Genomic DNA, 14,027 nt, shown 5'->3' with positions numbered 1-14,027 from the left:
CGGGCGCCGCTGCGGCAAGCGATCGCCCGATCGGCCGCCCACTGGCGCACGACGCCGTTAAAATGCCGCTGATGACTCCCGTTGCAGCTTCCCCCTCCTCGCTTCACCTTCTCGAACACGTCTTCGGTTACACCGCCTTCCGTGGCGAGCAGGCGGCGATCGTCGAACACGTCGCTGCCGGCGGCGACGCGCTGGTGCTGATGCCTACCGGCGGCGGCAAGTCGCTGTGCTTCCAGATCCCGGCGCTGATGCGCACGGGCACTGCGGTGGTCGTGTCGCCTCTGATCGCGCTGATGCAGGACCAGGTCAGCGCGCTGCGCGAAGCCGGCGTCGCGGCCGCCTATCTGAACTCCAGCCAGGCCGCCGACGAGTCCGCCGCGGTCGAGCGCGATCTCGTCGCCGGACGGCTCGACCTGCTGTACGTCGCGCCCGAACGCCTGCTGACGGCGCGCCTGCTCGCGACGCTCGACAGGCTGCACGAGGCCGGACGCATCGCGCTGTTCGCGATCGACGAGGCGCACTGCGTGTCGCAGTGGGGCCACGACTTCCGCCCGGAATACCTGCAGCTGTCAGTGCTGTCCGAACGCTTCCCGGCAGTGCCGCGGATCGCGCTGACCGCCACCGCCGACCCCGAAACCCGCGAGGAGATCGCCCGGCGCCTCGCGCTCGGCGACGCCCGCCGCTTCGTGTCGAGCTTCGACCGGCCGAACATCCGCTACCGCATGGTCGACAAGGACAACCCGCGCGCCCAGCTGCTCGCGTTCATCCGCGACGATCACGCCGGCGAAGCAGGCATCGTGTATTGCCTGTCGCGGCGCAAGGTCGAGGAAACGGCGGCATGGCTCGGCGAACAGGGCATCCGTGCCCTTCCCTACCACGCCGGCATGGCGCAGGAAACCCGCGCCGCGCACCAGAGCCGCTTCCTGCGCGAAGACGGCATCGTCATGGTCGCGACGATCGCGTTCGGCATGGGCATCGACAAACCCGACGTGCGCTTCGTCGCCCACCTCGACCTGCCGCGCTCGATCGAAGGCTACTACCAGGAGACCGGCCGGGCCGGGCGCGATGGACTCGCGGCGCAGGCGTGGATGGCGTGGGGCGCGCAGGACGTCGTGCAGCAGCGGCGCATGATCGACGAGTCCGAAGGCGCGGACGAATTCAAGTGGCGGGCGCGGGCGCGACTCGACGCACTGGTCGGCCTGGTCGAAACGACCGGCTGCCGCCGCCAGTTCCTGCTCGCGCATTTCGGCGAAGCCGGCGAAGCGTGCGGCAACTGTGACAACTGTCTCGAGCCGCCGCGCACGTGGGATGCGACCGACGCCGCGCGCCGGGCGCTGTCGGGCGTGTTCCGCACCGGCCAGCGCTTCGGCGCCGGCCACGTCATCGACGTGCTGCGCGGCGAACTCACCGACAAGGTGCGCGACTGGAAGCACGACCAGGTCAGCACGTTCGGCATCGGCGCCGACCTCGACGAAAAAACCTGGCGCACCCTGTTCCGCCAGCTCGTCGCGCGGGGGCTCCTCGCCGTCGACCACGACCGCCACAGCGCGCTGACGCTGACCGACCTCGCCCGCCCGCTGCTGCGCGGCGAAGCCGAGTTCGCGCTGCGCCTGGCGCCGGAAAAACGCCGTGCGAAGCGCAGCCGCAGCACACGCCTGGATATCCCGGACGGCGTGCCGCTGACCTTGTTCGACCGCCTGCGGGCGTGGCGGGCGGCGACCGCGCGCGAACGCAACGTACCCGCCTACGTGATCTTCCACGACGCGACGCTGCGCGAAATCGCGCTCGCGCGGCCCGCGACCCTCGCCGAGCTCGCGGGCATTTCGGGCATTGGCGACCGCAAGCTCGACGCGTACGGCGCCGACATCCTCGCCGAGATCGCGCGCGAAGTCTGAGCGCCCCCAGGAAACGGCTTTGCCGTTTCCGCCCCCCAAGGGGGACAAGAAAACCTGGGACGGCCCGGCGTTTTTTTGAGAGACGCCGGTGCGCGCCCGCCTGCCACCCGCTAGCGCGAGCGCAGCACGTCGAGATCCGCGCGGTTGCGCTCGTCGGTGTAGGGCTCGGCGGCCGGCGGCGGGGCGCCGGCGAAGCATTGCACCAGGACGTTCGAGAGCGGGCGGTCGCGGAACAGGATTTCAACCGCGCAGGGGCCATATACCGACTGGATCGTCGCCAGCAGGTTGCGCGCGTACGGCGTCGCGAGGCGCGAATCGAGGATCAGGTTCGCGAACATCACGCCTTGCGGCGCCAGCACGCGCTGCGTCCCCTGCCAGAATTCGCGCGTGACCAGGTGCGCGGGAATGCTCGTGAGCGCGCTGTAGGCGTCGACGACGACCGCGTCGAAGCGCTCGTCGGTGTCGGCGACGAAACGCCGCGCGTCGGCGGCGACAAAGCGTCCACGGCTGCCGGTACCGAGGAACTCCCGCTCCGCCAGTTCGCGTATTGCCGGGTCGATATCGACGTAGAGGTAGTCGTTGAGCGGTTCGCGATGCGAAAGCGTGAAGCCGCCGGCGCCGAGCACCAGGATGCTGCGGCTGCGAAAACCCATTTCGTCGAGCATCACCGTACGCAGCCGCTCGATGTAGCGCGTGTAGCGCGGCGGCTCGCTGTCGTCGATTATCGAAGCGACCTGATTGTTGATCCAGAACACGCGCGGATCGGTCATGCCGGGCAGCGCCACCGGGCCGACCCGGTAAGTGGCGTAGGCGGTCTCGATCTGTTGCGGCAGCAGCACATTGCCGCCGAACGCCGCGACGGCGACCAGCGCGATGAGCGGCAGGTCGGCCGCCACCGTCCGCTCGCGGGAATCCTGCAGCCATGGCACCAGGCACAGGAGCAGCGTCGCGCAGACGAGGATCGCCGCGGCGACGCCGAGCCACTGCATGACCAGCAGCGACAGCGACAGCGAACCGAGGAAAGACCCGAGCGTCGACCAGTACAGCGCCGCACCGCTGCGCGCGCCGACGCGATCGTCGCGCAGCAGGTTGGTCAGCACCGGCACCGTCTGGCCGAGCAGCCACGCGATCGGGCACAGCACGCCGGCGACGAAGATCAGGTACGCGAGCGGCGCAGGAGTAACGTGCGCGAACAACGCGTCGATGACCGGTCCGGCGAGTCCCACTGCGATCAATGCGGCGGCCAGCAGGAAGTTGCGCCGCACGCGTCCGAGGAAATCGCGCTCGACGCGTCCGCCCGCCTGGTATCCGAGCGCGAGCGCGAGCAGGAAGAAGCCGATCGTCGGCGCCGTCACGGTGATCGCGCTGCCCAGATGCGGCACCAGGCGGCGCAACGCGATGATCTCCGCACCGAGTGACGAAAAACCCTCGACAAACACGGTGGCGAACAGGACGACGGTGCGAACGGGACTTGCGGAGCGGGTCATCGGGTCGGGCGCATCATAGGCGAAGTTTCCGGAATCGGGCCGTGCCGCTCGCTCGCGCGGGCGCGTCCCGCGATACAGTACGCTCCGTGCGTGATCTGCTGCATCCTCTCATCTTCATCGTCCTCGTCGCTGCGATCGGGCTCGGGGCGTACATCGGCATGCGCCGCAGCCGGAAACGATTCGACGACTCCGGCAAGGACTGACCCTCCGCAGCGTGCGTACGGGAAAGCCTACGCCGACCGTTCCATGCAGCGATCCGGAACACGAGCCTCCCCGCCGCACTCTATCCCGGATGCGGAGAACGCGTGCGACGGCGCACCGTCCGCCGGACAGGAGCACACGATGGAAAACTACCTGCACAGAGTATTGGGCGTCTACGAGACGCGCGCGGCGGCTGAAGCAGCGCTGGAGCGGCTCGTTCAGCGCGGCCTGCCGCGGGACAAGGCGAAGCTGCTTGAACCGGGCAGCAGGCGCGAGAGCGAGGACGCCACGGCCGACAGCGACGACGTGCTGAAGGAAGTGCTGCGTGACGGCGCGATCGGCACCGCGGTCGGGACGCTCGCCGGCGCTGCGGGGACCGTTGCGCTGGCGGCGGCGAACATCAGCCTGTTCGTCGCCAGCCCGGTGCTCGGCGCGCTGTCGATGCTCGGCTGGGGAGCAAGCCTCGGCGCCATCGTCGGGGCGGCTGCCGGCGCGGAGAACAGCAAGGGCGACGTCGCCGATCTCGTCAAGGATGCGCTCGCGAGCGGCCACGTGGTCCTCGTCGCGCATGCCACGACCGAGGAGCAGACGACCTACGCACGGCAGATCATCGGCGACTCGATGGCCGAACCCGGAGGGGCCGCGGCAACGACGTGAGCAGGCTTTCGGCACGCGCCGGGGGAGCTAATCGATCGGCTCGATATGGGTCGTCAGGCGCGTCCCGGTCTGGGTCCTGACCGCCTCCTCGGCCGCGTCGGCAAGCGCATGGGCGTGCGCAACAGTCCAGTCTCCCGGCACGCGCAGATCGACATGCGCGAACTGCATCGCTCCGGCGACGCGCGTCTTCAGGTTGACGAAGCGTCCGCCCCCGTTGCAACAGGAGTGCAGCACCGCCTCGATGTGCCGGATTTCGGCGTCGTCGAGCGCACGGTCCATCAGGCCGTCGACCGAGCGGTGCATCAGGCCCCAGCCTTCGCGCAGGATGTTCACCGCGACGCCGGCTGCCACGAGCGGATCGAGCCAGTTCCAGCCGCTGAGGCTCGCCAGCCCGACGCCGGCGACGACACCTGCAGTCGTCCACACGTCGGTCATCAGATGGCGCGCATCGGCTTCGAGCGCGAGCGAACGGTGCGCCCGCCCGACTTGGAACAGGATGCGTGCAACGACCAGGTTGACGAGGCTCGCGCCGACCGACAGCACCGTGCCGAGACCGAGCGCACCGAGCGGTTGCGGATGGATCAGGCGTTCGACGGCCGTCGCGAGGATCACCAGCGCGGCGACGAAGATCAGCATGCCTTCGAAAGCGGCCGAGAAATACTCCGCCTTGCCGTGGCCGTACGGGTGCTCGGGGTCGGCCGGAGCGCGGGCCAACGACACCATCAGCAGCGCGAACGACGCGCCGGCGAGATTGACGAGAGACTCCAGCGCATCGGAGAGGAATCCGACCGAGCCGGTCAGCCACCACGCCCCCGCCTTCATGCCGATCGTGGTCAGCGCGGCGAGGATCGACAGCAGCAGGGCCTGGTGCGGAGTGAGGGTGCGCATGATGACAACGGGAACGGAACGGCCGCCATGGTAAACCACGTCAGTGCGCGCGGGAGCAGGCGGAGCGACGGAAGGGTCCGGCGCCTGAAACATTCCCCGACATTACGGCCGGCGCGCGAAGCGCCGGCATGAACCCCGTTCAGCGGACTTTCAGCAGCTCCACTTCGAACACCAGCGTCGCGTTCGGCGGGATCACGCCACCGGCGCCGCGCGCGCCGTAGCCGAGCTCGGGCGGGATCGTCAGCTTGCGCCGGCCGCCTTCCTGCATGCCCTGCACGCCTTCGTCCCAGCCGCGGATGACGTGGCCGGCGCCGAGCGGAAACTCGAACGGATCGTTACGATCCTTGCTCGAATCGAACTTGCGGCCGTCGGTGAGCCAGCCAGTGTAATGCACCGATACGCTCTTGCCTTTCTCGGCCGTCGCGCCGTTGCCGACCTCCATGTCTTCGATGATGAGGCCGCTGGCGGTCGTGGTCTGGGACATCGGTATTCTCCTGATTGAAGCGAAAACCCGGATTCTACCCGCCCTGCTTGCGCCGGCTGGCGAAGTTCTCGCGGAATTTCGCGATCTTCGGCGCGACGACGTACTGGCAATACGACTGGTCCGAGTTGCGCGCGTAATAATCGCGGTGCACATCCTCCGCCGGCCAGAACGTGCCGGCACGCTCCACCTTGGTCACGATCGCCGACGGGTACACACGCATCTCGCCCATTTCCTCGATCAGCGCGAGCGCCTCGTGCAACTGCTCGTCCGTCGTCGCGAAGATCGCGGAACGGTATTGCGTGCCGACGTCGTTGCCCTGCCGGTTGAGGCTCGTCGGGTCGTGGATGACGAAGAATATCTCCAGCAGATCACGGTAGCCGATCACTTCGGGGTCGAACACGATGCGCACGGCTTCGGCGTGGCCTGTTCCACCTTCGCACACCTGGCGATAGGACGGAGAATCGACGCGTCCGCCGGTATAGCCGGACGTCACCGCCTCCACGCCTTCCACATCCTTGAACACGGCCTCCAGGCACCAGAAACAGCCACCGGCCAGAATGGCGGTTTCACGTGCCGCGGGCATTTCCTGTTCCGTCATACGGATCACCTCCTTGGGAATCGCTGCTGCTATGACAGCGCCGCTGCACGTCCATTCCCGGTTATTTGAAGGAGATTGTGTAATAGACGTCGGCCGAGTTGTCGTTGCCGCCGCGCGCCACGACGGAGACCTGCCGGGTCAGCTGGTAGGTCAGCTTGACGAGGCTTTCGGCGCCGCCGAGGCTCTGCTCGAACGACAGGAACAGGTCCGACGACAGGCGCTTGCCGAGCGACAGCACCTGTCCGGTGACGGTCCCTTCGCCGGTCACGACCGAACCTTCGCCGACGACGCGGCTCGTCGCGCCGCGCGTGACGCTGCTCAATTCACCCTGCCCGATCGATAACTGGTCGAAGCCGAGGCTGCGCGACAGCTGTTCGGTCATGCCGCCGCCCGGCCCGCCGAGCAGGGCTTGGGCGGCCGGCAGCAGCAGGCCGAGGTCCGCGCCGCCGCCGGCCGTCGGCGGGCGGCCGAGGACGAGCCAGGACAGCTTCTCCGGGTCCGGCACGTTCGGCTCCGACACCAGCCGCACCTGCGGCCGCCTCGCACTGCCGACGATCGCGACCCCGGCTTCGACCGCGAGCCCCTTGCGCAATGCGACGATGTTCAGGCCCGGGTTGTTCAACGGCCCCTGGAAATTGATCCGGCCGCGCTCGATCACGAGGCTCTGGCCATAGCCCTGATACGTGCCGCCGACCGTCGCGATCGTGCCGACCGCGCTCAGCGGCTCGCCATCGCGCACGCGCAGCAGCAGCTCCCCCGCGAGCCGCGTATCGACGCCGAGCGCCGACAGGTACAGGTTCTCGCCGAGCGCGACCAGCACGTCGGCAGAGAGCTTGAAGCCGCCTTTGCCGGACGGCGTTTCGCGCCCCAGGATCACGACATCCTCGGAGAGGCTCGGCGGCGGCGAATCGGCCAGCTCGACGTATCCCGCGTCGGCACGAAACTCCGCATCGAGGTCGAGGCTGGTCCACGTGCTCTGCGCGGTGCCGCCGCCGGACAGGATCAGCCAGCGGTCGGGGCGCTGCAGGATCGGCAGGCGGTCGGCCTGGTAGATGAAACTCCCCGTGCCGCTGTCGAGCGCGATTTCGCCCGACGCAGTGAGGCGGCCCGGCTCGCGCGTGAAGCGCGCCACCGGGACGCGCCCGTCGGCGGGCCGGACGCGATTCGGCGACACGAACTCGAGCCGGACAAGACGCAGCCGGTCGCGGTCGAACTGCGCGCGGAGTTCGCCCCCGGTCAGCTGCAGCCCTTGGTCGACGAGGGCGACCGACAGCCCGGTTCCGTCGATGCTGCCGCTCGCGCGCGGGTCGGACGGCGTGCCCGCGAGCGCGAAATCGGCGGCGAGGCTGCCGCCGGTGACGATGTTTTCCTGCATCAGGCGCCCGAGCCACGCGATCGACGGCATCTCCAGCCGTGCCGAGCCGAGCAGCGCTGCGTCGGGCGCGAGCCGCCAGCCTGCCGCCGGGTCGCGCTCGGCCAGCGCGGTCGCGGAACCGACCAGTTCGCCGAGCTCGGACCCTCGCGCGTCCAGCGACAGCGCCAGCCGGTTGTCGCGCGCGGTCAAGCGGGCTTCGAGATGTTCGAGGCCGAGCCGCGCCGGCAGCTCGCCGCTGACGGTGAGGTCGCCCGACTCGCGGAACATGCGCGCGGTGCCGTTCGCGCTCTGCCCGAGTTGCAGGTCCCATTCGGCGCCGAGCACCAGCGCCCCGCGCTCGCGCCCGACGCGCCCCTCGCGGCGTCCGTCGGGCCGGCTCGCGAGGCGCAGCGCGAGACCGGTCAGCGCCCCGCGTGCGGCGATGAGCTGCGGCGTCCATTGCGTCTCGTCGAGCCGGATGCGGCCGCGCTCGCCGGCGTCGAACGCAGCCGTCCCGAGCGCGATGCGTTCGGCCCCGATGTAGAGCTGCGCCGGCGAAGTCAGCTGCGCTTTGAAACGCCCACCGGTCTCGAGCGCCACAGCACGCCCCTGCCATGCGAAGCGGGCGCGCGGATCGCCGGTCGGCGCGGAGTCGGGTTTGGCCGCGCCCCCGGCCCCGCTTGCGGCGTTCGCCGAACCGCCAGCATCGGGCTTCCTCACGAGGCCGCCTTCGAGGCGCATGCGCAGCGTGTCGTCCTCGAGGCCGCTCGCCGTGAAGTCGATGACGTGGTCCGCACCTTTCCCGCGAACGCCAAGCTTCGCGCGATCGATGAGGTTCTCGTCCTCGCCGCGGCCCAATCCAGTGACGTCGAGCGCGAGTTCGAGCCGCCCGTCGATGCCGTCGGCGAACCGCCCCTGCGCATCGAGTCCCGCGACGCGCAGCCCGCCCGGCAGGCGCAGCGCCGTCGCCGACAGGTCGAGCGTCGCGCCGGGGCGTTCGAGCGTGCCGCTGACGGTCCCTTCGATCCGCGCGCGACCGCCGAATTCATCGCCGAGCGCGGCGAGCGCCGGCGCATCCACGTCGATCTCGAGCTCGTCGCCACGCTCGCCCCACGCGCCTTTCACCTGCACGCGGTTGCCGGCAAGCGTCAGATCGAGGTCGCTGTCGACGAGCCGCTCGCCGTCGATGACGACGTGGCCGCCTCCGCTCAGCGGCCGGCTTTCGAGCCGGCTCGGCTGCAGTTGCCAGCGGGCATCGAAACGCCGCCGCTCGCCGAGTTCGCCACGCAAGTCGAAGCTCATGTTCAGGCTCGCGGCCGGCGCGCGCGCGAACAGCGCGTGCGGATCGAATGACGCGAGCTGACCGGTTGCGACGAGGGTTCGCCCGCCGTCGTCCGTCGGCGCCGTCAGTTCGCCATCGGCACGGATCCGCGCAGCGCCGACGCGCAGGTCGAGCCGCGCCGTCTGTTGGGAGGCGTCACCTGCCGCTTCGACGGTTCCGGCGACGTTGCCTTTCGGCAGGCGTGCATCGAGCCGGGCAGGATCGATGCCGGCGAGCTGCAGCATCGCGGTCACGCGCCCGAACGCCGTGTCGGCATCCGGCGACCAGTGGACGTTTCCCGCGGCGGTGCCGGCGCCGGGAAGTTCGACGAGCAGCGAATCGGCACTCGTTTCGGTCGGCGTCCAGCGCAGTTGCGCCGCGATGCGCTCGACCGGCAGCGCGTTGCGGTCGATCGTGCCGGGCGCCTGGTTTTCGATCGTGACCGGCCCGGAGAGTACCCACGCTTCGCCGGGGGCCGACGTGAGGTCGACTTCGAGGCGCAGCGCGGCCTGTGGCGCGTCCGCCTGGAACGCGGACGGGTCGATGTCGCCGAGCGCGGCCTGCAGGCGGCGCAGCGGCACCGGCTCGAACGGCGCGGCGACGACATCGGCGCTGCCGGCAAGCCCCGCGCCTTCGGCCTCGACGAGCAGGTGCGGCGCAACGAGGTCGCCGTCGGCGCGAAGGTTCAGCGTGTAGGCACGGCCGGCCCGCTCGCCGTGCAGCCCGCCGCTGGCCGACAGCGCGAACGGCGCGGCGCCGCCGTCCATTTCGCCCGACAGGCTGGCCTGACCGACCGGCAGCGTCGCAGAGAGGGCTTCGATGCGATGGTGCCGCCCGTCGCTCGCGAGCGTGGCCGCGAGCGACGAGAGTTCGAACTTCACTGCGCCGGCCGGCGCCGCATCGCCGCCTTCGGCCGGCCAGTCGAGCAGCGCACCACGCCCGACCTGCAGCGCCCGCAGCGACAGCGAGAGCGGCAGTTCGAGCGTGGCGGGAGGACCTTGTGCGGGAGCGGGTGCGTCAGCGGGCCGGCGCGCAAGCGTGATTTCGTCGATCGCGAGGGACGCGATGTCGAGATGGCGGTCGAACAGCGCTGCCGCGTTCCACTGCAGCGCGAGGTTGTCGAGCCGCAGCCGCAGGTCCGGGGTGGCGACGCGCAGCGCGTCGATCCGCAGCGGCCCGGCGAGACGACCGGACGCGTTCTCGACGACGACCTGCCCGCCGCTCAGGCGTCCGACGGCGTCGGCGGCAAAGCGCAGGCCGGATTCTGTGCGCACCAGCCACGTTGCAAACAGCGCCGCCGCCACGACGAGCAGCAGCCCGAGCAGCAACAGTCCGCCCGCGATGCGGAAAAACCGGCGCCGCACCGAAGTCTCGACTGCGGGCGCCATCGTCGGTCCGGCTCAGCCGAACAGCGAGCGCAATCCCTCACCCGGATCCGGCACGCGCATGAACGCTTCGCCGACGAGGAAGGCATTGACCGCGTTCGCCCGCATCAGCGCGACGTCCGCGGGCGCGAGGATGCCCGACTCGGTGACGACGATGCGCCCGGCCGGGACGCGCGCGAGCAGATCGAGCGTCGTCTGCAGGCTGACGTCGAACGTGCGCAGGTTGCGGTTGTTGATGCCGACGAGCGGCGTGGAGAGCTGCAGCGCAACATCGAGTTCGGCCGCGTCGTGCGCCTCCACCAGCACCGCCATGCCGAGGCTCCCGGCGACCGCTTCCATGTCGCGCATCGCCGCGAGGTCGAGCGCTGCGACGATCAGCAGCACCGCATCCGCACCCATCGCACGCGCCTCATACACCTGCCACGGGTCGACGAGGAAATCCTTGCGCAGCACCGGCAGGCTGCAGGCCGCGCGCGCCGCCTGCAGATACGCCGGCGCCCCCTGGAAAAACTGCCGGTCGGTCAGCACCGACAGGCAGGCCGCGCCGCCGCGCTCGTACTGCAACGCGATCTCGGCAGGGCGGAAATCCTCGCGGATCACCCCTTTCGACGGGCTCGCCTTCTTGATCTCGGCGATCACCGCAGCGTCTCCGGCGGCGATCTTCGCGCGGATCGCGCCGACGAAATTCCGCGGCGCAGCGAGCGCTTCGACTTCGGCGCGGACCTGCGCGAGAGGGCGTGCCACGCTGCCGGCGGCAACTTCGTCGCGCTTGACCGAAAGGATCTTGTCCAGGATGTCGCTCATCGTTGCGCTCACGCGAACTTGCGGTTGAAGGCGATGAACTCGTCGAGTTTCGCGCGCGCCGCGCCGCTCTCGATGAGTTCGCGCGCACGACCGATGCCGACCGCGATCGAATCGACGAGGTTCGCAGTGTAGAGCGCGACGCCGGCGTTCAGGATCACGATCTCGCGCGCCGGGCCGGGCCGGTTGTCGAGCACGCCGAGCAGCGTTGCCTTCGACTGCTCGGCCGACTCGACTGCCAGGTTGCGCGTGCCCATCATCTGCAGCCCGAAGTCTTCCGGGTGAATCTGGTATTCGCGGATCTCGCCGTCCTTGAGCTCGCCGACCATCGTCGATGCGCCGAGACTGACTTCGTCCATGCCATCCATGCCGTAGACGACGAGCACGTGGTTCGCGCCAAGGCGCTGCATCACGCGCGCCTGGATGCCGACGAGGTCGGGATGGAACACGCCCATCAACGTGTTCGGCGCGCTGGCCGGGTTCGTCAGCGGGCCGAGGATGTTGAAGATCGTGCGCACGCCCATCTCGCGGCGCACGGCAGCCACGTTCTTCATCGCACTGTGGTGCGCGGGGGCGTACATGAAGCCGATGCCGGTCGCCTCGATCGACTCGGCGACCTGTTCCGGCGCAAGGCCGAGCTTGACGCCGAGCGCTTCGAGCACGTCGGCTGCACCGCTCTTCGACGACACGCTGCGCCCGCCGTGCTTCGCGACGCGGGCGCCCGCCGCCGCAGCGACGAAGATCGTCGTCGTCGAGATGTTGAAGGTGTTCGCGCCGTCGCCACCCGTGCCGACGACGTCGAGGAAGTTGCGGTCCGGCCCCGGTACGGTCACTTTCGTCGCCAACTCGCGCATCACCGTCGCCGCCGCAGTGATCTCGCCGATCGTCTCCTTCTTGACGCGCAGGCCGGTGATGATCGCCGCCGTCATCAGCGGGGAGATTTCCCCGGCCATGATCTGCCGCATCAGCGACAGCATCTCGTCGTAGAAGATTTCGCGGTGGTCGATCGTGCGCTGCAGCGCTTCCTGAGCGGTGATGGTCATGTTGGGCCTGTAGGAGCAATTCGTAAAAGTGCGCGGGAGCGTTTCGCGGCGTCGCGGCGCCGGTTTCAGTTCTGTTCGAGGAAGTTCCGCAGCAGCTGGTGGCCGTGGTCGGAAAGGATCGACTCGGGGTGGAACTGCACCCCCTCGACCGCAAGCGTGCGGTGGCGCACGCCCATGATCTCGCCGTCTTCGGTCCACGCCGTAATCTCGAGACAGTCGGGCAGGCTGTCGCGTTCGATCGCGAGCGAATGATAGCGGGTGCAGGTGAGCGGATTCGGCAGCCCGCGGAACACGCCCTGGCCTTCGTGTAACACCGGCGACGTCTTGCCGTGCATCGGGCGCTGCGCATGGACGACGCGGCCGCCGAATGCCGCGCCGATGCTCTGGTGCCCGAGGCAGACGCCGAGGATCGGCAGCTTGCCGGCGAACTCGCGGATCGCCGCGACCGAGATTCCCGCTTCGGCCGGCGTGCACGGGCCGGGCGAAATCACCAGCTGCGCGGGTTTCATCAGCGCGAGCTGTTCGAGCGTGATCTCGTCGTTGCGATACACCTTGACGTCCGCCCCGAGCTCACCGAAATACTGGACGAGGTTGTAGGTGAAGCTGTCGTAGTTGTCGATCATCAGCAGCATGGATCTCATCCTATTGATGCGTATCGGGAAAGCTCCCGAGCACGCTGCGCTTGGCCCGGTCTGTGTGCGGCAGAGGCGGGAACAGGCTGGAAACGGCGCAAAAGAGAGTCATTTTCACCCCCGGAGCCTGCAGGGCACAACAACGGCGTGGCGCCGGAAGCCGCGCTCAGTCGTTGTCCTTCAGCCATTCCGGCAGCTCGCGGCTACCCGCGTTCTCCTGGACGTACCGGCGGATCAGGCGACGCACGACCTGCGACGGGGTCAGGTCCTTGCTGGCGCAGATTTCCTCGAAAAGCTTCTTCTTCTGCGGATCGATCAGCAGCGTCAGGCGGGCGGTACGGCTTTCTTTCATATCGATTAACATCAAATTAACATTGAAAGCGCTATGGGTTGGAATGTAGTGTGCACCTGTTGCGAACGCAATGGGCAAACGCAAGGAGGCTGCGGGTGAGCGACGGGGAAACCCTTCTGGGGTGGTGCGGTTTGCTGGCGCTGCGTGGCGACGGTCATCCGTTCATCGTCGACGCCGACGGCCAGCGTACGCTGCAGTTCGACGGCCTCACGATCCAGAGCCAGATGGCGCTGGACGAGCCGGACGCGCTCGCGCTCGACTACACCCGCACGATGATGGGCTTCCTGCTGTTCCATCCCGCGCCACGTCACGTCGCGATGATCGGCCTGGGCGGCGGTTCGCTGCTCAAGTACTGTCTCAAGACGATGCCCGGGACGCGCGTCACCGCCATCGAAATCAACCCGGAGGTGATCGCCCTTCGCGATGCCTTCAGAATCCCGCCGGACGGACCGCGTTTGCAGGTATTGTGTCGCGACGGAGCCGAATACGTGCGCGACCCGGTCGAGGCGCCCGACGTGCTGATCGTCGATGGCTTCGATGCCGGGGGGATGCCGGAGCAGCTGTGCTCGGCCGGCTTCTACGATCACTGCTACGCGATGCTTGCGGAGGGCGGCATGATGGTGGTGAACCTGTGGTCGGGCGACCGGCGCTACGGACTGTATGTGTCGCGCATCCGCGACAGCTTCGACGGCAGGATGGTCGCCGTGCGTGCCGACGAGGATTCGAACCGCATCGTGTTCGCGAGCAAGAGCCCGCATTTTCCGCCGCGCCGGGCGCAACTGCTCGACCGTGCCCGGGCGCTCGCCCTCGACCATCCGTTCGGCCTGGTTCCGCTGGCGCAGCGGATCCAGCACCGGCTCGACCACCGCCGCGAGGATCGCGACGACTCGTGGCCATCCGGCAAGCGCCGGCGCTGAAAGCCACGCGCA

At 69.0% G+C, this 14,027-nt stretch carries 12 protein-coding genes; 3 read left to right on the top strand and 9 right to left on the bottom strand.

Annotation, left to right across the window (positions count from 1 at the left end; translation table 11 throughout):
• Positions 1 to 62: 62 nt before the first annotated feature.
• On the top strand, positions 63 to 1,895 hold the full coding sequence (gene recQ / locus EBN1_RS11855) for a DNA helicase RecQ (protein WP_011238197.1): 1,833 nt from the start codon (positions 63 to 65) through the stop codon (positions 1,893 to 1,895).
• A 110-nt stretch (positions 1,896 to 2,005) separates the two neighbouring features.
• Here the strand turns inward: recQ and EBN1_RS11850 are convergent, their stop codons facing one another.
• Positions 2,006 to 3,382, bottom strand: coding sequence for a fused MFS/spermidine synthase (locus tag EBN1_RS11850; RefSeq protein WP_041646274.1), 1,377 nt, complete (start codon positions 3,380 to 3,382; stop codon positions 2,006 to 2,008).
• A 342-nt stretch (positions 3,383 to 3,724) separates the two neighbouring features.
• Here EBN1_RS11850 and EBN1_RS11845 point away from each other — a divergent pair, with 342 nt between their 5' ends.
• Entirely contained in the window at positions 3,725 to 4,240 is a 516-nt protein-coding gene (locus EBN1_RS11845) for a hypothetical protein (protein ID WP_011238195.1), read from the top strand.
• Positions 4,241 to 4,267: 27 nt separating this feature from the next.
• Here EBN1_RS11845 and EBN1_RS11840 read toward each other — a convergent pair whose 3' ends face one another.
• The 8 genes from EBN1_RS11840 to EBN1_RS11805 all read right to left on the bottom strand — a co-directional run bounded on the left by EBN1_RS11840 (position 4,268) and on the right by EBN1_RS11805 (position 13,098).
• On the bottom strand, positions 4,268 to 5,128 hold the full coding sequence (locus EBN1_RS11840) for a cation diffusion facilitator family transporter (protein ID WP_041647208.1): 861 nt from the start codon (positions 5,126 to 5,128) through the stop codon (positions 4,268 to 4,270).
• Between the two features lie 139 nt (positions 5,129 to 5,267).
• Positions 5,268 to 5,612 (bottom strand): FKBP-type peptidyl-prolyl cis-trans isomerase, encoded by a 345-nt coding sequence (locus EBN1_RS11835; RefSeq protein WP_011238193.1) that lies wholly within the window; start codon positions 5,610 to 5,612, stop codon positions 5,268 to 5,270.
• 34 nt (positions 5,613 to 5,646) lie between these two features.
• Positions 5,647 to 6,210: a peptide-methionine (S)-S-oxide reductase MsrA gene (gene msrA / locus EBN1_RS11830; RefSeq protein WP_011238192.1), complete on the bottom strand. Its 564-nt coding sequence runs from the start codon at positions 6,208 to 6,210 to the stop codon at positions 5,647 to 5,649.
• 61 nt (positions 6,211 to 6,271) lie between these two features.
• Positions 6,272 to 10,273, bottom strand: coding sequence for a translocation/assembly module TamB domain-containing protein (locus tag EBN1_RS11825; RefSeq protein WP_011238191.1), 4,002 nt, complete (start codon positions 10,271 to 10,273; stop codon positions 6,272 to 6,274).
• A 12-nt stretch (positions 10,274 to 10,285) separates the two neighbouring features.
• The gene (gene trpC / locus EBN1_RS11820; RefSeq protein ID WP_011238190.1) at positions 10,286 to 11,074 is read right to left on the bottom strand and encodes an indole-3-glycerol phosphate synthase TrpC; all 789 of its coding nucleotides are present in this window, start codon (positions 11,072 to 11,074) and stop codon (positions 10,286 to 10,288) included.
• Positions 11,075 to 11,082: 8 nt separating this feature from the next.
• The gene (gene trpD / locus EBN1_RS11815; RefSeq protein WP_011238189.1) at positions 11,083 to 12,114 is read right to left on the bottom strand and encodes an anthranilate phosphoribosyltransferase; all 1,032 of its coding nucleotides are present in this window, start codon (positions 12,112 to 12,114) and stop codon (positions 11,083 to 11,085) included.
• Between the two features lie 65 nt (positions 12,115 to 12,179).
• Positions 12,180 to 12,746, bottom strand: coding sequence for an aminodeoxychorismate/anthranilate synthase component II (locus EBN1_RS11810; RefSeq protein WP_011238188.1), 567 nt, complete (start codon positions 12,744 to 12,746; stop codon positions 12,180 to 12,182).
• Positions 12,747 to 12,912: 166 nt separating this feature from the next.
• Entirely contained in the window at positions 12,913 to 13,098 is a 186-nt protein-coding gene (locus EBN1_RS11805; protein WP_041646272.1) for a CopG family transcriptional regulator, read from the bottom strand.
• 95 nt (positions 13,099 to 13,193) lie between these two features.
• Between EBN1_RS11805 and EBN1_RS11800 the strand changes: the two genes are divergently transcribed.
• Positions 13,194 to 14,015: a spermine/spermidine synthase domain-containing protein gene (locus EBN1_RS11800; RefSeq protein WP_011238186.1), complete on the top strand. Its 822-nt coding sequence runs from the start codon at positions 13,194 to 13,196 to the stop codon at positions 14,013 to 14,015.
• The last annotated feature ends 12 nt before the right edge of the window (positions 14,016 to 14,027 follow it).

The sequence above is a fragment of the Aromatoleum aromaticum EbN1 genome (assembly GCF_000025965.1).
GTDB lineage: Bacteria > Pseudomonadota > Gammaproteobacteria > Burkholderiales > Rhodocyclaceae > Aromatoleum > Aromatoleum aromaticum.
This window is presented reverse-complemented; position numbering and strand designations above follow the sequence as displayed.